Annotated in this window: 21 protein-coding genes; 14 read left to right on the top strand and 7 right to left on the bottom strand. The window is 62.7% G+C overall.

The genetic code is table 11. The features are described 5' to 3' along the window. The first annotated feature begins 2 nt into the window (after positions 1-2). The 6 genes from ACQ4WQ_RS12100 to ACQ4WQ_RS12075 all read left to right on the top strand — a co-directional run bounded on the left by ACQ4WQ_RS12100 (position 3) and on the right by ACQ4WQ_RS12075 (position 4,640). Positions 3-779, top strand: a complete 777-nt coding sequence (locus ACQ4WQ_RS12100) for a molybdopterin-dependent oxidoreductase (RefSeq protein ID WP_436497287.1) — start codon at positions 3-5, stop codon at positions 777-779. A gap of 166 nt (positions 780-945) precedes the next feature. Then, on the top strand, positions 946-1,242 hold the full coding sequence (locus tag ACQ4WQ_RS12095; protein ID WP_436497285.1) for a pentapeptide MXKDX repeat protein: 297 nt from the start codon (positions 946-948) through the stop codon (positions 1,240-1,242). 128 nt (positions 1,243-1,370) lie between these two features. Then, the gene (locus tag ACQ4WQ_RS12090) at positions 1,371-1,925 is read left to right on the top strand and encodes a GNAT family N-acetyltransferase (RefSeq protein WP_436497283.1); all 555 of its coding nucleotides are present in this window, start codon (positions 1,371-1,373) and stop codon (positions 1,923-1,925) included. 72 nt (positions 1,926-1,997) lie between these two features. Beyond that, positions 1,998-3,218 (top strand): MFS transporter, encoded by a 1,221-nt coding sequence (locus ACQ4WQ_RS12085; protein ID WP_436497281.1) that lies wholly within the window; start codon positions 1,998-2,000, stop codon positions 3,216-3,218. A 13-nt stretch (positions 3,219-3,231) separates the two neighbouring features. After that, positions 3,232-3,627 (top strand): DUF5071 domain-containing protein, encoded by a 396-nt coding sequence (locus ACQ4WQ_RS12080; RefSeq protein ID WP_436497279.1) that lies wholly within the window; start codon positions 3,232-3,234, stop codon positions 3,625-3,627. 140 nt (positions 3,628-3,767) lie between these two features. Continuing rightward, entirely contained in the window at positions 3,768-4,640 is an 873-nt protein-coding gene (locus tag ACQ4WQ_RS12075) for a hypothetical protein (protein ID WP_436497277.1), read from the top strand. Between the two features lie 196 nt (positions 4,641-4,836). On the opposite strand, the gene ACQ4WQ_RS12070 is transcribed toward ACQ4WQ_RS12075, so the two are convergent. After that, complete coding sequence (locus ACQ4WQ_RS12070) at positions 4,837-5,805, bottom strand: IS1595 family transposase (RefSeq protein ID WP_436497275.1); 969 nt, start codon at positions 5,803-5,805, stop codon at positions 4,837-4,839. Positions 5,806-5,858: 53 nt separating this feature from the next. Here ACQ4WQ_RS12070 and ACQ4WQ_RS12065 point away from each other — a divergent pair, with 53 nt between their 5' ends. After that, positions 5,859-6,533, top strand: a complete 675-nt coding sequence (locus ACQ4WQ_RS12065) for a CatA-like O-acetyltransferase (RefSeq protein WP_436497421.1) — start codon at positions 5,859-5,861, stop codon at positions 6,531-6,533. Here ACQ4WQ_RS12065 and ACQ4WQ_RS12060 read toward each other — a convergent pair. After that, a complete protein-coding gene (locus tag ACQ4WQ_RS12060; protein ID WP_436497273.1) occupies positions 6,530-7,288 on the bottom strand; it encodes an AraC family transcriptional regulator in 759 nt (252 codons plus the stop codon). The genes ACQ4WQ_RS12065 and ACQ4WQ_RS12060 overlap by 4 nt on opposite strands. Before the next feature lie 88 nt (positions 7,289-7,376). Here ACQ4WQ_RS12060 and ACQ4WQ_RS12055 point away from each other — a divergent pair, with 88 nt between their 5' ends. Then, positions 7,377-8,141: an alpha/beta fold hydrolase gene (locus ACQ4WQ_RS12055; RefSeq protein WP_436497271.1), complete on the top strand. Its 765-nt coding sequence runs from the start codon at positions 7,377-7,379 to the stop codon at positions 8,139-8,141. A 2-nt stretch (positions 8,142-8,143) separates the two neighbouring features. Here the strand turns inward: ACQ4WQ_RS12055 and ACQ4WQ_RS12050 are convergent, their stop codons facing one another. Both ACQ4WQ_RS12050 and ACQ4WQ_RS12045 read right to left on the bottom strand, forming a co-directional pair. Next, complete coding sequence (locus ACQ4WQ_RS12050; RefSeq protein ID WP_436497269.1) at positions 8,144-8,785, bottom strand: LysE family translocator; 642 nt, start codon at positions 8,783-8,785, stop codon at positions 8,144-8,146. A gap of 107 nt (positions 8,786-8,892) precedes the next feature. Further along, entirely contained in the window at positions 8,893-9,969 is a 1,077-nt protein-coding gene (locus ACQ4WQ_RS12045; RefSeq protein WP_436497267.1) for a YeiH family protein, read from the bottom strand. Positions 9,970-10,076: 107 nt separating this feature from the next. On the opposite strand from ACQ4WQ_RS12045, the gene ACQ4WQ_RS12040 reads away from it, so the two are divergent. Genes ACQ4WQ_RS12040 through ACQ4WQ_RS12030 form a run of 3 tightly spaced genes read left to right on the top strand, consistent with a single transcriptional unit; the run spans position 10,077 to position 12,134 of the window. Beyond that, positions 10,077-10,979, top strand: coding sequence for a LysR family transcriptional regulator (locus tag ACQ4WQ_RS12040; protein WP_436497265.1), 903 nt, complete (start codon positions 10,077-10,079; stop codon positions 10,977-10,979). Between the two features lie 50 nt (positions 10,980-11,029). Beyond that, positions 11,030-11,602 (top strand): helix-turn-helix domain-containing protein, encoded by a 573-nt coding sequence (locus tag ACQ4WQ_RS12035; RefSeq protein WP_436497263.1) that lies wholly within the window; start codon positions 11,030-11,032, stop codon positions 11,600-11,602. 7 nt (positions 11,603-11,609) lie between these two features. Then, positions 11,610-12,134: a GNAT family N-acetyltransferase gene (locus ACQ4WQ_RS12030; RefSeq protein WP_436497261.1), complete on the top strand. Its 525-nt coding sequence runs from the start codon at positions 11,610-11,612 to the stop codon at positions 12,132-12,134. Positions 12,135-12,161: 27 nt separating this feature from the next. Here the strand turns inward: ACQ4WQ_RS12030 and ACQ4WQ_RS12025 are convergent, their stop codons facing one another. Then, positions 12,162-13,553 (bottom strand): methyl-accepting chemotaxis protein, encoded by a 1,392-nt coding sequence (locus ACQ4WQ_RS12025; protein ID WP_436497259.1) that lies wholly within the window; start codon positions 13,551-13,553, stop codon positions 12,162-12,164. Positions 13,554-13,908: 355 nt separating this feature from the next. On the opposite strand from ACQ4WQ_RS12025, the gene ACQ4WQ_RS12020 reads away from it, so the two are divergent. Both ACQ4WQ_RS12020 and ACQ4WQ_RS12015 read left to right on the top strand, forming a co-directional pair. Continuing rightward, positions 13,909-14,172 (top strand): DUF378 domain-containing protein, encoded by a 264-nt coding sequence (locus ACQ4WQ_RS12020; RefSeq protein WP_326456128.1) that lies wholly within the window; start codon positions 13,909-13,911, stop codon positions 14,170-14,172. 9 nt (positions 14,173-14,181) lie between these two features. Continuing rightward, positions 14,182-14,544, top strand: coding sequence for a hypothetical protein (locus ACQ4WQ_RS12015; protein WP_436497257.1), 363 nt, complete (start codon positions 14,182-14,184; stop codon positions 14,542-14,544). Between the two features lie 93 nt (positions 14,545-14,637). Here the strand turns inward: ACQ4WQ_RS12015 and ACQ4WQ_RS12010 are convergent, their stop codons facing one another. Together ACQ4WQ_RS12010 and ACQ4WQ_RS12005 are read right to left on the bottom strand one after the other, a co-directional pair. After that, on the bottom strand, positions 14,638-14,982 hold the full coding sequence (locus ACQ4WQ_RS12010; protein ID WP_436497419.1) for a c-type cytochrome: 345 nt from the start codon (positions 14,980-14,982) through the stop codon (positions 14,638-14,640). Between the two features lie 199 nt (positions 14,983-15,181). Further along, the gene (locus ACQ4WQ_RS12005; protein ID WP_436497255.1) at positions 15,182-16,060 is read right to left on the bottom strand and encodes an EamA family transporter; all 879 of its coding nucleotides are present in this window, start codon (positions 16,058-16,060) and stop codon (positions 15,182-15,184) included. Positions 16,061-16,274: 214 nt separating this feature from the next. Between ACQ4WQ_RS12005 and ACQ4WQ_RS12000 the strand changes: the two genes are divergently transcribed. Next, a complete protein-coding gene (locus tag ACQ4WQ_RS12000) occupies positions 16,275-16,760 on the top strand; it encodes a hypothetical protein (protein WP_436497253.1) in 486 nt (161 codons plus the stop codon). Positions 16,761-16,819 lie beyond the last annotated feature (59 nt).

Raw genomic sequence — 16,819 nt, 5'->3', positions numbered from 1 at the left:
AGATGAGCATGAAAAAATCCATCCTCGTGCAAGCGCAGGGCCAGGCCATGCTGGCCGACGCCTTGCGCCAGATCAAACAGCCGTCGCGTCGCCTGTTTTTGCAGCGCAGCCTGACCCTGGGCGGCCTGTCCCTGCTGACCGGCTGCAACGCCAGCGACCCATCCAGCATCGAGACGGCCCTGACGGCGGTCTCGCGCTTCAACGACCGGGTGCAGGGCTGGCTGTTCGACCCCAACAAACTGGCGCCCACGTATCCGGACTCCATGATCACGCGGCCGTTTCCCTTCAACGCCTATTACGGCGAAGATGAAGTGGAACAGGTCGATGGCGACGCCTGGCGCCTGGAATTGAGCGGCTTGATCGCCGACAAGAAGCCCTGGACCCTGCCGCAGCTGCGCGCCCTGCCGCAGGAAACGCAGATCACGCGCCACATCTGCGTGGAAGGCTGGAGCGCCATCGGCAAGTGGGGCGGCGTGCCGTTTTCCCATTTCCTCAAGCGCGTGGGCGCCGACACGACGGCCAGATACATCGGCTTCAAGTGCGCCGACGATTATTTCACGAGCATCGACATGGCCACGGCCCTGCATCCGCAAACCATCATGGCCCTCACGTACGACGGCCAGGAATTGCCGCCCAAATACGGCTACCCGATGAAATTGCGCATGCCGACCAAGCTGGGCTACAAGAACCCGAAGCACATTCAGGCTATTTTCGTCACGAATACCTACCCGGGAGGGTATTGGGAAAACCAGGGCTACAACTGGTTCGGCGGTTCCTAGGAAGGCCGGGGAGCCGGCCAGGGCTAGTCGTACTGCCTGCGGCAATGCGCCTGGCCCTGACCACCTCCCGGCCTTCCTTATGTTCAGCAGCAAGCAGCACCCTGTAGTACCGCAGTCGCTTTCACACCGGGCATTTGCCCATTTAACCCAGAGACAAGGACATATCATGAAAACCACCATTTCCACCTTCGCCGCCATCATCGCTTCCGCCATCCTCATGTCGGGCGCCGCGTTTGCCCAGGATGCCATGAAGAAAGACGCGATGGCCAAGGACGCCTCGGCCGATGCCATGCACAAGGATGCGATGGACAAGGACGGCATGCACAAGCCGATGGCCAAGAAGCACATGAAGAAGGATCACATGGCCAAGGATGGCATGGCAAAAGATGCCATGGCGAAAGACGGCATGAAGAAGGATGAAATGAAAAAGGATGGCATGGCCAAGGACGCGATGGCCAAGTAAGGCAGGCAAGTCAGGCAAATGCGCTTGCGCCGCCTTGATGGGGCGCAAGGGCAGGTTTGCCGCGATGGTATTGACGCGCCATGCCGGATACCGCAGAGTGCCGTGACGACGCCCGACTCTGGATACCCATGCAGCCATTCCCCCTCATTGAAACGCCATGGACTATCCTGACCTTGCTGCACCCTGGCAATGCGCACCTTCTGCTTGCCTATCAGCAGGAAAACAGGCATCACCTCGCGCCGTGGGAACCCGAACGCGACAGCCAGTTCTACACCGTGGAGGCCTGCGCTGCGCGTGCCGCGAGCGCCTGTCGCGCATTTTTGGATGGCAATGCCGTCAATTTCATCGCCATCGGCCGCGACTCGGACACGATGGTCGCCGGATGCAACTTCACGAATATCGTCAGGGGGGCGCTGCAGGCCTGCAATCTCGGCTACTCTGTCGCCAAGGCTTGCGAAGGACGGGGCCTGATGCGCGAAGTGGCGGCGGCGGGGATCGCTTACGCCTTCGAGGAACTTGGCTTGCACCGCATCATGGCCAACCACATGCCGTCCAACGTGAAAAGCGAGCGCCTGTTACGCACGCTGGGATTCGAGCGGGAAGGCTATGCCAGGGCCTACCTGAAAATTGCCGGCAAGTGGGAAGACATGGTGCTCAATGCGCTGATCCATCCGCAGGGATAAGCCGCGGCGACATACGGATGAGTCTCTACTCTTATATACTGGCTATCTCTTCCGATTTTCAGCCGCAGAGCCATGACCGACCCGCACACCGCCGCGTTGTCCCCCGAAGCACCTTCCTCCGATAAATCGATCCGCCGCCGCTCGCTGTTCGCCGCCTGCAGCGCGCATACCGTGCATGACGGCTTGACGGACGTGATCTACGTGCTGCTGCCCATCTGGCAGGCGCAGTTTGCCATCAGCTATGCCATGGTGGGGCTGTTGCGCGGGTCGTACTCGGGCATGATGGCCGGTTTCCAGCTGCTGGCCAGCCGCCTGGCCAGGCGCTGGGGACGCGAGCGCATGCTGGTGGGCGGCACGGCGCTGGCCGGCATTGCCTACCTGATCGCGGGGCAGGCGGGCGGCCTGGCCGTGCTGCTGATCGCCTTGCTGCTAGGCGGCCTGGGCGCCAGCACCCAGCATCCGCTGGCTTCGTCCATCGTCACCGATACGCACGAGGCGGGCGGCGGCGTGAAGGAAGCGCTGTCGCACTACAATTTTGCCGGCGATATCGGCAAGACCCTGATTCCCGCGCTGGTGGGCTTGCTGTTGCTCGTGTGCAGCTGGCAAGCGAGCGTCTCGCTGCTGGGCTTGCTGGGCCTGGCGGCGGCTGGCTTGCTGTGGTGGTTGCTGCCGAAGCCGGAAGAGATCCAGGCCAGCCAGAAGAAAGCGGTCAAACCCATCACTGGCAGCGGCGCCAAAGGCAGCTTTCGCGCGCTGCTGGCGACGGGCACCCTGGACAGCGCCGTGCGCATGGGTTTTCTCACCTTTTTACCGTTCTTGTTGAAAAGCAAGGGGGCGGGCACGGCCGGCATCGGCGTGGCGCTATCGCTGCTGTTCGTGGGCGGCGCCTTCGGCAAGCTGCTGTGCGGTTATCTGGGCGCGCGCATCGGCATGATGAAGACCGTGTGGTTGACGGAATCGATGACCTCGCTGCTGATCGTCGCGGCCCTGTGGCTGCCGCTGGCCGGCATCATGGCCATGCTGCCCCTGCTGGGGCTGGCGCTGAACGGCACCTCGTCCGTGCTGTACGGCGTGGTGCCGGAACTGGCCGAGCCGGGCAAGCGCGAGCACGCGTTCGCCCTGTTCTACACGGGCAGCATCGGCGGCGGGGCGCTGTCGCCCGTGCTGTTCGGCGCGCTGGGCGACCATACGAGCGTGCCCACGGCCCTGCTGGCGCTGGCGGCCGTATTGCTGCTGACCTTGCCGCTGGCGTGGAAGGTGCAGCGGGGCCTGGCGCATGGCGCCGCCGCATGACAGGATACCTCGCATGAGTCTGCCATTGCCGCGCGATAAACACGATACGGGCAATGCGCAAGCCCTGACCGCCTTGCCATGGGAGGAAATCCGTCCCGCCATGCCGCAGATCCTCGAGTGGGTGCAGGATGCGAACTGGCCCGTGGCCGGCGTGCTCCTGCCGTATCTGGCCGGCATCGGTCCGCGCCTTGCCCCGTATGTCAAAACGGTGCTGGCCAGCGATGACGATCAATGGAAGTACTTTGTGTTGCAGGGCATCGTGCGCCATTCACGGGAGCTGGCATTCGAATTGGACGGGGAATTGCAACGCTTCGCCCATGCACCGACAAGGGGAGAACTGGAAGAAGGCGTGGCCGAGGTGGCCCGGGAAATTCTGCAATGCCAGATAATCACCGTGGTCGGCCAATAATCAGGGTCATTATTGTAAGAAATCAGTATTGAATGTGCGTGCGTGTGGCCATTCCTGTAATAGATAGGGGACAATCCGGGCCGAATATATTTCGACCTCCGGGTTGTAAAACCCTCCCTACCATTTAACAGGAAGATTACATGGGCAATTTTAGTATCCCGCAAACCAATAAAGCACTCGCCGTGTATTTTCATGGCAAGACGGTGCCTATGCTGTTTGCGGTATTTGCGGCGATCCTGGCGGCAGTTGCAGGTTTTGTGCTGTACCTGAGCACGACCATGTCCCAGAAAACACTGACCGATACGCAGGCCATGACCTTGCGTAACGGCGCCAGGCTGGGCACGCACAGCAATTTGACTATTTTGTACGGCACGGCGGCTTTTCTATTGCTGCTTGCCGTGCTGGTGCTGGTCATGCGCGCGGTAATGCTCAAGCGGCGGAAAAGCCGTTTTGAATTGCATGAAGACGGTGTGGTGCATGAATTGAACGGCATTCGCAGCTACGCCGCCTTTGCCGATATCGAAGACCTGTATCTGTTTGCCGGCGGTTCCACCGCCATGACCGGCATGATCAATAACCTTGCCTACCGCACGGGCGCCGACCACCCCTGGATATGGGCTACCGGAGAACTCAAGCGCTTTGACGAGTTCATGGACGGATTTCGCTCCCGTTACCTGGAATACCGCATGCCCGTCTTGAGGCAGAAGCTGGCGGACGGCGAGCGCGTGACTTTCCGCTACATCAGCAGCGGCGACGTGTACAAGAAGCGCTTGTTCGGTAATTTCCTGAATGTCAAGACACAGGAACTGGCCTTGTCGGCGCAGGGCTTGCATGTGGACGGCGTCACCTGGCCTGGCGCCAGCCTCAAGTGCATGAATCAGAATGACTGGACCGAGAGATTGACGATCAAGGATGCGGCGGGTACGACCGTATTTTCATGCATCGGCACGGGTATCCTGAGTTTCGACCTGTTCGCCAATATGATAGACGACGAGATGACTCAGGCCGGGTAAAAAAATCCGGCGAAAATATTCCTTCCGATACGGGGAGGCTTGCGACCGGGTTATCCCGGTCGGCGGCCAAATTCAGATAAAGAATGAAAACACATTTACTGTCGAATAAGGAATATTAAAAAAACATTTCATGCGCCTATGGCCTGACTTGCCCGCCATTACCCCATCGTCTACACTCGCCGCATGAAAAATTTGGCTATGTCACCGTCAAATGTGGGAATGCTCCCAGTGTTGCCTTCAATAATGTTTCCGGCGAACAGATGCGCCCGGCGTCGAGTATCCAGCGCCAGCCCAGGTAATTCGGCAGGTAGCGCGTCGCCACGCCGTGAAAGGGGCGTAGCCATTCCCGCAGGCGGCTGTGATAGGCATTGACGTTCTGCACATGCACGGCGCCCTGCACCCGGATGCCTGCGCGCAAATTGACGGCCTGGTGGCTGATCCCCGCTTCACGGGCAAAGGCGCGATAGGCGGCATGGCCATCGGTGACCAACAGGATATCCTTGTCGATCATGGGCAACAAATAATGGCGCACCTGCGCCTTCGTCAGCGCCCCTTTTCCCGTGACGAAATCGAGGGTCTGTCCTGTGCGGTCGCGCGCCACCAGGATGCAGACCTGCTCATCGGAAATGCCACGTTTGCTGGCATGACCGCCCCGGCGGCGCGCCGGACGGGTCAGATGTCGCGCTCCCTTTTCCGATTCGAGCACATACAGTTCGTCCGCTTCGGCAATGCCATGCAGGCAATGCGGCCGGTCCGTCTTTGCCAACGATAAAAACCGGTGGCGCCAGCGAAAGGTGGTGTTGCGGTGCACGCCCAGCGCTAACGCCGCCTTGCGCACGGAATCCGATGCCAGCAGGCAATCAGCGTAATCGAGCCACAGTAATTTATGGCGCAAGCGCGCCAGCGGCGTGCCGGTGAGCGCATTGAAAGTGCGGCCGCACGGCACGCAACGGTAGCGCTGCAGTGCGTGCGCATGGCCATGCCGGTGAGCATGATTGCCATTGCAGGCAGGACAGTGCAATCGCTGCCGGGCCACGCTTTCGACTAGTGCCACGGCAGCGTCCTGCGGTGCGCTTCCTCGCAGCAGAGCGATACCCGCCAGGCGCTGGCGACGGTTCAGTGCGGCGAACTGGGCGATGAAGGTGTGCCATTGACCGGTCTGCATGGAAGGCTCCCGTTTGTCTGCGATGCACAGTCAGACAGCAAGGACACAGGAAGATTCCCGGACTTCCCCTACTTAGCGGGGACAGAGCCAAAAATTTTGAAAAGCGGCGCGACCGCTACGACTTGTTCCGCGCGTTTGACAATCCCCTCGTCAACATCAACTTCCAGCTCGACGTGCCGGATTTCCGGCCCTGGTGCAAGGAACGGAACATCCCCGTGTTTCACTTTTTCCTGTTTTGCCTGCTCAATACGGTCAAGGATATCGACAATTTCATGTACCGCATCTGCCAGGGCGAAGTGATCCGTATCGACGATTTCCCCGCGTCCTACACCGTCATCAATGGCGACGAGAACCTCAATTACACGCGTTTTACCATGACGGACCAGCTCGATCTCTTCATCGAACGCAGCCTGGAAGCCAAGCGCCTCGCGGAAGCGAGCACCGCGCTGATCAACACGGGCGAGGGACAAAGCGAACGCGAGCAGCGCAACAATATCTTCATCACCTGCCTGCCATGGCTGGAGCTGGCGGCCATCGAGCACCCGGTCTGCCGCCACCGCGACGCCGACATCCCGACCTTTACCTGGGGTAAATTCGGCCCCGCGCAGGACGATGGCCGCATGCGGATACCGTTTTCCGCGCAGGCCCACCATGGCTTTGTCGACGGCTACCATGTGCAGAAACTGGCGCAGGCACTGGCGCGGCGCATCGCCGCCATCATTTCCTAAGCTAAATAGTCGCTGGGCGCCTGGCCCAGCACGCGGCGGAAGGCGGCCGTAAAAGCGCTGGGACTGGCATAACCGAGATCGAGCGCGACCCGGGTGACGGCTTGCCCCTCGGACAGCCGCGTGATGGCGGCCAGCAGGCACGCTTGCTGGCGCCATTGGGCAAAGGGCAGCCCCGTCTGGGCGCGGAATTGCCGGGTGAACGTGCGCCGGCTCATGCCTGCCTGCGCCGCCATCGCGTCGAGGCCGCTGTCCAGGCTCGGTTGCCGCAGCAATTCCATGCACAGCCGCGCCAGCCTGGCGTCCTGCGGCAGGGGCGCGCTCAGGGGCAGGGGCCTGGCAGCGGCGATCTCGTCAAGCAGCAAGGCCATCAATCGTCCGGCGCGCGATGCCTGCACATACAAGGCATCGACGGTCACGGCCTCGGCCAGCAGCTGGCGCAGCAGCGGCGTGGCATCGAGCACCTGGCAATCGGGCGGCAAATCCATGCCGGCGACGGCGTGCGGATCGATAAACACATTGTGCATGGTGACGGCGCCCTGCATGCGCATGCCGTGGACGAGTCCGGCCGGTACCCAGCAAGCGCGTTGCGGCGGCACCAGCCAGTTGCCTTGCGGCGTGTGCACGCTGATGACGCCGCGCGCGGCATAGGCGAATTGCCCGCGTGCATGGCTGTGACTGGGAAATATCTCGCCGGGAGCATGGTCGCGCGCGGTGGCGATCAGTGTTCGCGGCACTTCTGTATAAAAATCATCCATGGCCCGTACTCTACAGTATTTGACCTTCCATCGAAGGCGGGCCGTTGCCTGTGCCACTACCATGCAGACTTTTCCTTCAAGGATGCATATGCACAATACCTATCATCGCGTGGGCCATGGACCCCACGCCGTCATCGTCCTGCACGGCTGGTTTGGCGACGCGCACGCGTTCGCGCCGATGGAAACGGCCCTCGATGGCGGCGCCTTCAGCTATGTCTTCATGGACAATCGCGGCTATGGCGGCATGCGCGGCGCGGCGGGCGAGTATTCGATGGAAGAGGTCGCCCGTGACGCGCTGGCCTTGGCCGATGCGCTGGGCTTTGCCACGTTCAGCGTGGTCGGTCACTCCATGGGCGGCATGGCGCTGGAACGGCTGGCCTTGCTGGCGCCTTTGCGTTTGCGCAAGCTGGTGGCCGTGGCGCCCGTACCCAGCTGCGGCGTGGCGTTCGATGGGGCGGCCCGGCAACTGTTTCTCGCTGCCGGCGCGAATATCGATGCGCGGCGCGCGATCATCGATCGCAGCACGGGCGGGCGCTTGTCGGGTACCTGGCTGGACTGGAAGGCGCGGTATTCGTGGGAAAGTGCGGATCAGGCCGCGTTTGCCGCCTATTTTCTCGCGTGGAGCGAAACGGATTTCAGCGGCGAAGTGCGGGCAACGGCGTCGAAACTGCCCTTGCTGGCGCTGGTGGGGGAGCACGACCCCCGCTTCGATGCGGACTTAATGCGCCGCACGTATCTGGCGTGGTACCCGCAAGCCCGGCTGGAGGTGCTGGGCAATGCGGGACACTATCCGATGAATGAAACGCCGCTGGCCCTGGCGGCCAGCATCGAGGCGTTTCTATCGGCGCAGTGACCTTATGCTGCCTTGCTGCGCAGGCGCAGCAAGCTCAGGCCCAGCAGCACGAAGGCGCCGCCCGTGATGCGGTTGAACAGCTTGGCGCGGCCCGGCGTGGCCAGCTGGGTTTTCAGCAGCCGCGCCAGGTTGGCGTAAAACAGGTGGGCCAGCATGGCGCAGGCGACAAACGAGGTCGTCAGCACGGTGAACTGGATGGCCACCGGTTCGCCCGGCGTGATGAATTGCGGAAACAGGGCCGAAAAGAACAGGATGGCTTTCGGATTGGTCAGCGCGACCGTCAAGCCCTGGCGGAAGAGTTTCCAGAATGAATTGGGATTCGCCGCGCCTTGCATCACGGGGGCCTCCGCCACGACGCTGGTCTTGCTGCGCCATTGCTTGATGCCCAGGAAGACCAGATACAGGGCGCCGGCCAGTTTCAGCAGCATGAAGGCCGTGGCCGAGGTGGCCAGCACGACGCCCATGCCGGCCATGGCCACGCCGGAAATGATGAACAAGCCAAAACCATTGCCCATGCTGCTGATCATCGCGCGGCGCGGGCCGACGGCGATGGCATTCGAGATGGCCAGCAAGACGGCCGGACCGGGAGAAAACGTGACGAGCAGGGCGACGCTGCAGAAAAGCAGCCAGTTCGAGAGGTGCATGGATGTTCCTGGGTGGGGCCGAAGCCGGATTGGGGAGTCAAAACACCTGTATTGTACGAAGTTTTCGGCTCCCGTGTCAGCGGCCCCGGCCTGAATCAGGCTCAAGGTCAGGCAAACAGGCTGGCGACCACATGGTTGATGGCGGCGCCGCCGGCGATCAGCCAGCAGAACAGCAGGCCGGCCAGCAGCAGGGGCTTGATGCCGGCGCGGCGGATGGCCGACATGTGCGTCGTCAAGCCCAGGGCCGCCATGGCCATGGCCAGCAGGGCCGTGTCGAACTCGGTAATGTTGGCCACGGTGCCGGCTGGCAACAGGCCCAGCGAATTGAAGGCTACCACGCCGATGAAGATGAAGGCGAACCAGGGGATGGCCAGCTTGGCCGCCTTGTCGTGTCCACCGGCCTTGGCCTTGCCGCGCGCCAGCACGGCCGACAGGATGACGAGGAAGGGCGCCAGCATCATCACGCGCACCATCTTGGCGATTACGGCCGCATTCGCCGCCTCTTGCCCGATCGACTTGCCCGCCGCCACCACTTGCGCCACTTCATGCACGGTCGAGCCGATGTACACGCCAAAGGCCGTGGGCGTGGCGCCCAGCACTTGCCAGCCCAGGTTCAGCTGGTACAGCACGGGGTACAAAAAGATGGCGATAGTGCCGAACACGACGACGGTGGAGACGGCGACAGTGACGTCTTCGCTGCGTCCCTTGACGACGGGCTCCGTCGCCATCACGGCCGCCGCGCCGCAGATCGAACTGCCGGCGCCGATCAGAATGGCGCTGTTGCGTTCCAGCTTGAACACCTTGGTGCCGAGGAACATGGCCAGGCCAAACGTGGACGTCAGCACCAGCGCGTCGATGGCGATGCCGGCCAGGCCCACTTGCCCGATATCCTGGAACGTCAATCGGAAGCCATACAGGATGATGCCAAGACGCAATAACGTCTGCTTGGAAAAGGCCACGCCCGCGCCGCAAGTGGGTGCCAGGCGGCCATACACGCTGTTGCCCAGCACAATGCCCAGCATGATGGCCAGGGTCAGCGCGCTCATGCCATGGCTTTGCATCCATTCCAGCTTGCCCAGCACGATGGCGCCCCAGGCGATCACGCCGCTCAGCAGCAGGCCTGGCAAGAGGCGGCCATAGCGGTCGCTGAAACCGGTGGTATTAGTTGTTGAGAGAGAAGACATGCCGTACTCCATGGTTCTTGGTTCGTATGGCATGACTGTACAGTTCGTCGATTAAATGGTAAAACGGATTGTTTTTGTATGTTTAACCTATTAAATGAGTATATGAGATGGCGCTTACGTTACGGCAACTGCAGATTTTCCTGGCCGTGGCGGACACGGGCAGCACCAGCGCAGCCGCCGAACAGATTGCTCTGTCGCAATCGGCCACCAGCGCGGCCCTGAACGAGCTGGAAACCCTGCTCGGCGCGCAACTGTTCGACCGCGTGGGCAAGCGATTGCTGCTCAACGACAATGGCCGCCTGTTGTTGCCGCAGGCGCGGCAGATGCGCGACGCGGCGGCCAGCATCGAGCGCCAGTTCGCGGGCGCCGACCCGTCCGTGCCCGTCAGCCTGCAGATCGGCGCCAGCACGACCATCGGCATCTATCTGCTGCCGCAGATCCTGGCCCAGGCGGCGCAGCAGTACGGGCGCAGCATCCCACAGGTGACGATCGCCAACACGGCCGACATCGCCGCCGCCGTGGCGGAATTCCGTGTCGATATCGGCCTGATCGAAGGGCCGTGCCACGAGCCGGGCTTGCTGGTGGAGCCGTGGCTGACGGACCAGATGCTGATCGTGGCCGCGCCCGCGCATCCGCTGGCGCAGCTGCGCCACCTGCTCAGTTTTGCGGAACTGAACCAGGCGGGCTGGCTGCTGCGCGAGGCGGGCTCGGGCACGCGCGAAGCGGTGGAGCAGGCGCTGGTGCCGTACCTGCACTACCTGCGCGCTGCGGGCGAGTTCAGCAATTCGGAAGCGATCAAGTATGGCGCGGCGGCCGGTCTCGGCATCGCCTGCCTGTCGCGGGTCGTCGTGGCCGATTTGCTGGCCAGCGGGCAACTGGTAGAGTTGGAAACCATGCTGCCGCCCCTGGAGCGCAATTTCTATCTGATCCGCCAATCGAAGAAAATCCTCTCGCCCCGTTTGACGGGTTTCTTGGAATTGTGCCGCCATGCATCGCGCATGGCAGGTTGAGAGGGGAAAACTGCTTGACTGTTTTCCATATGCGGAATAAATTCCCATATATGGAAAATCTAATGCCCGCAGAAAGCGATACGGAACAGCGGCTGTCGACGCGTTTGAGGCAGTTGCGCGTGGAGCGAGGTTGGTCGCTGGACCAGCTGGCCAGCGCCAGCCAGGTCAGCCGCGCGACCTTATCCCGCCTGGAAAATGGCGACGTCAGCCCGACCACGGCCGTGCTGGGCAAGCTGTGCGCCGCTTACGGCCTGGCCATGTCGCGCCTGCTGCGCATGGTCGAGGACGATTTTCCACCCCTGCTGCGGCGGGCTGAGCAAACCGTGTGGACGGATCCGGACACCGGCTTTGTCCGCCGTTCCGTCTCGCCCCCGTCACGCGCGCTGGCCGGCGAGGCGCTCGAATGCGAGCTCGGCGCGGGCGTGACGATCAGCTATGCCGCCTCGCCCCGGCCCGGCATGGAACACCATCTGCTGCTGCAAGACGGCAAGCTCAGCGTGACGGTCGACGGCCGCGCGCACGATTTAATGCCCGGCGATTGCCTGCGCTACCAGTTGCATGGCGCCAGCGCATTTACGACGCCGGCCGACAGCGGCGCCCGCTATTTTTTGTTCATCGTCTGAGGTTGATATGTCCCTGTCGCTACGCCATTTCTCATCCACCGATATTCTCGAACGCCTGCCGGAACTGGGCGCCTTGCTGCAAGACTGTGTGCACGCCGGCGCCAGCATCGGTTTTATCTTGCCCTTCGACACGGCGGCCAGCCAGGCGTTCTGGACGGACAATGTATTGCCCGCCGTGACGCGCGGCGTGCGCCTGCTGCTGGTGGCCGAAGTGGAAGGCAAGGTGGCGGGCGCCGTGCAGCTGGACTGGGATACCAATCCCAACCAGGCGCACCGGGCCGAAGTGCGCAAGCTGCTGGTCGCGCCCGCTTTTCGACGGCACGGCATCGCCCGCCAGCTGATGCGGGCGATGGAAGAGCAGGCGCGCCAGCTGCCGCGCAGCCTGCTGACCCTGGACACGCGCAGCGGCGACCATGCCGAACCGCTGTATTTGTCGCTCGGCTACGTGGTGGCGGGCAGCATCCCCGGCTATGCGCTGGCGCCGGCCGGCGACCAGCTGGACGCCACCACCATTATGTACAAGCAGCTGTAGCATGAGCAATAAGCGGTAAGCGGGAACTCAGGCTTTCAGGCGCGCTCTAACGGCAGGACGGCGCGACCGTGCCGGCGCGGTTCTGTCACGCGTTTTGTCGTGCGCCGCGACAAGGCTGATGGCCGGCGCCGCCTGCCGGGGCGCTGTCTCGTTGCCCAAGGTGAAGATGCCCACCGTGCCTGACAGCAGGGTGGCGCGCTGCTGCATGCTTGCCGCGGCCGTCGATGCCTGTTCCACCAGGGCGGCGTTTTGTTGCGTCACATGTTCCATCTGTACGATGGCGGCATTGACTTGCTCGATGCCCGACAATTGCTCGCCGCTGGCCAGGCTGATCTCGCCCATGATGTCCGTGACGCGGTGCACGCTGGCCACGATGTCGCGCATGGTGGCGCCCGCCGTATCGACCAGGCGCGCGCCCGCGTCGACCCGCTCGACGGAGTCGCCGATCAATTGCTTGATTTCCCTGGCGGCCCCGGCCGAACGCTGGGCCAGGGTACGCACCTCGGACGCCACGACGGCAAAGCCGCGCCCCTGCTCGCCGGCCCGCGCCGCTTCCACGGCCGCATTCAGGGCCAGAATATTCGTCTGGAAGGCGATGGCGTCGATCACGCCGATGATGTCAACGATCTTTTTCGACGACGCATTGATCGAGCTCATGGTATCGATGACTTGCGCCACCACCGTGCCTCCTTTGCCGGCCACTGCCGCCGCCGATTGCGCCAGCTGGTTGGCTTGCCGTGCATTGTCCGCATTTTGCTTGACGGTGCCCGTCAGCTCTTCCATCGCGGCGGCCGTCTGTTCCAGCGAACTGGCTTGCGCCTGCGTACGCTGCGACAAGTCCAGATTGCCGGCGGCGATTTCGCCCGAGGCGCCCGCGATATCCTGCGTGCCGCCGCGCACGTCGCCCACGATATGGATCAAGCTGGCATTCATGTCTTTCAGCGCCTGCAGCAGCTGGCCCACTTCATCGCCGGATTCGACGCGGATATTGCCGCTCAGGTCGCCGCCAGCCACCTTGCGCGCCACCTTGACGGCGTGCCGCAAGGGCCGCACGATGCCGCTGCTGATGAACCAGGCCGTGACCAGGCTCAGCACGCCGCCGACCAGGCCCAGGGCGATGATCAGCACGCTGGTATCGTGCGCGCGGGCCATGGCCGCCTCGGCCGCCGCCCGCATCTGCGCCGATTGCGCCGCGATCTGCCGGTCGATCTCGCGCAGGGCAGGCTGTTCCTGCGTGCTGTTGCGCGTGGCTTGCAATTGCGCGATGCGCGCATAGCGCTGGTTCACGCTGCTGTCGATTTCCCCGCTCACCGTGGCCAGTTGCCACGTGCTGATGCCAACGACGACCGCCAGCAACAGCGATGCCAGCAAAAAGCCTGTGGTCAGGCGTACACCGATGCGTATGTTTGAAATATTCATGTCCCCTCAGCTGTTGTCCCATGGTGGGCGCTACCCATGCGGGCGGCACGGCGCGGCGCTGTTGCCCCTGATGTTGCCGGGGTGAAATGAGTGTAGCAGTGCGGTACTAAGTAATCTATAAATATTTCCATATTGGAATTAGTCACTGCCTGTTTAGCAACGGCAGGCAATGATGTGCTGGCATGGGCATCCTCCCGGGGGATTGTCATTGCCAGATAAAATCACCCGTCTTATTACAGAGTCTTCCTACTTCCATACCCGGTATCGTCCGACTGGCGCGTGCCGGTGCCGCGCCTACACTGTTCCTTGCACAGACCCGGTGGCGGGTCATTCTTCTTATCCAAGGGAGGTTGAGATGGCGAATATCCAGGCAGGATCGGACGGTGCGGCAAAACAGGAAATGACGGCCAAGCGCCTGAACGTGGTCGACTGGATCTCGATGATCCTGTTGATCGTGGGCGGCTTGAACTGGGCGCTGGTGGGCCTGTTCGATATCGATATCGTGGCCCGTATCCTGGGCGCCATGACGACGGCGTCGCGCGGCGTGTACGTGCTGGTGGGGCTGGCGGCGCTGTATTCCATCTATCTGTGCGTGCGCAAGCTGCCAGCCAAGCCCTAGGGGAAGCAGATGCCTGTCGGTGCCAGTCCCAAGCGCGAGCGCGAGTTCAGGAAGCTGGAAAAGGAGTTCAAGCAGGAAGGACGCTATCCGGGCCGCGAGGACGAAGTGGCCGCGCGCATCGTGAACAAGCAAAGGGCGCAAGCGGGCGAAACGCAGGAGGCGGCCGACCGGGAGCGGCCGGGCAAGCCTGCGGCCAAGGCGGCTGCCGCACCGGCGGTACGCGACTTGCCGATTGCCGGCTATCAGCACCTGACGGTGGCGCAGATACGCGACAAACTGGGCGGCCTGTCTGCTGCCCAGCGCAAGCGCCTGCGCGAGTACGAGGCGGCGCACAAGAAGCGCAAGGGCGTGCTCGATGCCCTGGATAGCTAAGCGCCATGCTTCTGTTTTGCTTGTGTCTGGCCAGAAGCCTTGCACTTGCGTTTGACGTTTTTACCTCTGACTGCGACGTCTGACTGCGACGTTTTACTGCGTGCGCAGGTAGGCCAGCAAGTCGGCCACTTGTTGGGCATTGCCGATGCCCCAGAAGCGCATGTTATTGCCGGGAATGAAGTCGCTCGGTGCTTGCAGGAAGCGGGCCAGGTTTTGCTCGGTCCAGATGATATTCGCATTTTTCATGGCCGCCGAGTATTTATAGTCGGTGGTGCTGCCGGCCTTGCGGCCGATGACGCCCGTCAGCTTGGGGCCGAAGCCGCCGCGCGCCGATGGTCCCACCTGGTGGCAGGAGGTGCACTTGCGAAACGCGGCCTTGCCCGCTTCCGCATTGCCTTTCAGGATAGGCGGAGCGGCAGGCGCGGCGGCGTTGGCCATGGCGGCTGGCGCCAGCAGCAGGGCTGCCGCGCTTAGAGAGAAAAGCAAGCGAAAAGGAAATGGGGATGTCATGGGCGAGACGGAAATGGACTGAATGGACTGAATGGACTGTATCGCAAGCGATGACGCATTTTACAACCGGGCATCAAAACCTGCCCGCCAGCTGTGCAGGCATCGCTGCCGGAGGCAGTGACTAGCGCTAGCGCTTGCTGCCCTGGGCGCCGAGCGCCGCCATGGCCGACGCGAAGACGATGCAGGCGATGGCCAGCCACTGAGTCAGGCTCAGCAGTTCTCCCAGCACCGCCATCGCGGCCAGCGCGCTGACGGCCGGTGCCGCGCTGCTGAACATGCCGAACACGCCTTGCGGCAAGCGACGCAGGGCAAAGATTTCCAGCGAATATGGCAGGGCGCTGGACAGCATGGCAATGGCCAGGCCCATCAAGGCAATCGATGGCGCCAGCAGGGCCGTGCCCGAGTACGCAACGCCGATGGGCACCGTCACCATGGCCGCCACCGTCATGCCCCAGGCCACGGCTTGCCCTCCCTGCAAGGTCGAGGCACGCTTGCCGAAGATGATGTACAGCGCCCAGCACAGGGCCGCGCCCAGCGCGTACGCCACGCCGACGGGGTCCAGGCTGCCCGGGCTGCCTTGCAGGGGCAGCAGCAAATATAATCCGAACGCGGCACAGGCGACGGCGAATAAGTCGCGGGGCCGGCGCGACGACAGCATGGCCACGGCCAGCGGCCCCGTCACCTCGATGGCGACCGCGATGCCGATCGGTATCAACGCAAACGCCCGGTAAATCAGCAAGTTCATCAATCCCAGCACGGAACCGTAGACGAGCAAGTTCAGCACATCCTTGCGCGTCAGGCGGTAGCGCCATGGCCGGAAGATGGCCAGCAGGATCAGCGCCGAAAACCCCACGCGATACGCCGTAATCCCCTCCACGCCAATGACAGGAAACAGATTCTTCGCAATCGCCGCCCCCAGATTGACGGAAATCTGCCCTCCCAGTACGGCCAGGGAAGGGAGCAGAATGCTGTCGGGCAGGGGGGAGGTCGAGGCGGGGGAGGTCATGGGGCGCCATTTTAATACGCCACAGTCCGCCCGTCGCTGGCAGATCTGCAACGGACGGCAATTTGGCCGCCCGCATTGACAGGCGATGGAGAGCGGGCACTGTCGAGGTAGTGCAAGTATTTTCTGATAATGCTATTCTGCCTGCACACCCGGAACCGCCGGGCGCCACCCCGATTCTTCATCTTGATGGAGCCGTCCCATGAATTGCAGAAGCATGGCAGTGACCCTCGTTTTGGCGTGTACCGCCGGCATGGCCGGTGCGCAGGCCTTGCCGCCGCAGGCGCAATTGCCGACCTGGGCAACGCAACAGCTCGATAGCCTGGCCAAGCGCGAAGCGATCGAGGTCAGCGCACGGGTAAATCCCTTCGTCCTGCGCGGCGACTTCGATGGCGACGGCAAGGGCGACCTGGCTATCCTGATCAAGAACAAGGACAGCAAGAAAGAGGGCATCGTCTTCCTGTTCCGGCAAAAGACGGCGCCCGTGATCGTGGGGGCGGGGCATGTGTTGTCCAATGGCGGCGACGATTTCGCCTGGCTGGAAGTGTGGCAGGTGGAAGACAAGGGCTCGCTCCAGCGCAGCTACCATGAAAAATCGCTCCGGCTGAAAACGGACGGGATCGTGGTGGCGAAAGAGGGTTCCGCCAGTGCCTTGATCTATATCAAGGGCGGCAAGGCGGTGTGGCAACAGCAGGGCGATTGAATCATTCCACGCGGCTGTCTGCTGGCCGATGGGGGGCGTTCTATCGAGCCGTATAATTA

This window comes from Janthinobacterium goodfellowi (assembly GCF_051380695.1).
Classification (GTDB): Bacteria; Pseudomonadota; Gammaproteobacteria; order Burkholderiales; family Burkholderiaceae_D; genus Janthinobacterium.
The sequence above is the reverse complement of the archived record's forward strand: the minus strand, read 5'-3'. Positions and strand labels throughout refer to the sequence as shown.

Coding starts and splice junctions, on each gene's coding strand:
- ACQ4WQ_RS12100 (WP_436497287.1), top strand. CDS start 3: ATGAGCATGAAAAAATCCATCCTCGTGCAAGCGCAGGGCCAGGCCATG.
- ACQ4WQ_RS12095 (WP_436497285.1), top strand. CDS start 946: ATGAAAACCACCATTTCCACCTTCGCCGCCATCATCGCTTCCGCCATC.
- ACQ4WQ_RS12090 (WP_436497283.1), top strand. CDS start 1,371: ATGCAGCCATTCCCCCTCATTGAAACGCCATGGACTATCCTGACCTTG.
- ACQ4WQ_RS12085 (WP_436497281.1), top strand. CDS start 1,998: ATGACCGACCCGCACACCGCCGCGTTGTCCCCCGAAGCACCTTCCTCC.
- ACQ4WQ_RS12080 (WP_436497279.1), top strand. CDS start 3,232: ATGAGTCTGCCATTGCCGCGCGATAAACACGATACGGGCAATGCGCAA.
- ACQ4WQ_RS12075 (WP_436497277.1), top strand. CDS start 3,768: ATGGGCAATTTTAGTATCCCGCAAACCAATAAAGCACTCGCCGTGTAT.
- ACQ4WQ_RS12070 (WP_436497275.1), bottom strand. CDS start 5,805: ATGCAGACCGGTCAATGGCACACCTTCATCGCCCAGTTCGCCGCACTG.
- ACQ4WQ_RS12060 (WP_436497273.1), bottom strand. CDS start 7,288: ATGGATGATTTTTATACAGAAGTGCCGCGAACACTGATCGCCACCGCG.
- ACQ4WQ_RS12055 (WP_436497271.1), top strand. CDS start 7,377: ATGCACAATACCTATCATCGCGTGGGCCATGGACCCCACGCCGTCATC.
- ACQ4WQ_RS12050 (WP_436497269.1), bottom strand. CDS start 8,785: ATGCACCTCTCGAACTGGCTGCTTTTCTGCAGCGTCGCCCTGCTCGTC.
- ACQ4WQ_RS12045 (WP_436497267.1), bottom strand. CDS start 9,969: ATGTCTTCTCTCTCAACAACTAATACCACCGGTTTCAGCGACCGCTAT.
- ACQ4WQ_RS12040 (WP_436497265.1), top strand. CDS start 10,077: ATGGCGCTTACGTTACGGCAACTGCAGATTTTCCTGGCCGTGGCGGAC.
- ACQ4WQ_RS12035 (WP_436497263.1), top strand. CDS start 11,030: ATGGAAAATCTAATGCCCGCAGAAAGCGATACGGAACAGCGGCTGTCG.
- ACQ4WQ_RS12030 (WP_436497261.1), top strand. CDS start 11,610: ATGTCCCTGTCGCTACGCCATTTCTCATCCACCGATATTCTCGAACGC.
- ACQ4WQ_RS12025 (WP_436497259.1), bottom strand. CDS start 13,553: ATGAATATTTCAAACATACGCATCGGTGTACGCCTGACCACAGGCTTT.
- ACQ4WQ_RS12020 (WP_326456128.1), top strand. CDS start 13,909: ATGGCGAATATCCAGGCAGGATCGGACGGTGCGGCAAAACAGGAAATG.
- ACQ4WQ_RS12015 (WP_436497257.1), top strand. CDS start 14,182: ATGCCTGTCGGTGCCAGTCCCAAGCGCGAGCGCGAGTTCAGGAAGCTG.
- ACQ4WQ_RS12010 (WP_436497419.1), bottom strand. CDS start 14,982: ATGGCCAACGCCGCCGCGCCTGCCGCTCCGCCTATCCTGAAAGGCAAT.
- ACQ4WQ_RS12005 (WP_436497255.1), bottom strand. CDS start 16,060: ATGACCTCCCCCGCCTCGACCTCCCCCCTGCCCGACAGCATTCTGCTC.
- ACQ4WQ_RS12000 (WP_436497253.1), top strand. CDS start 16,275: ATGGCAGTGACCCTCGTTTTGGCGTGTACCGCCGGCATGGCCGGTGCG.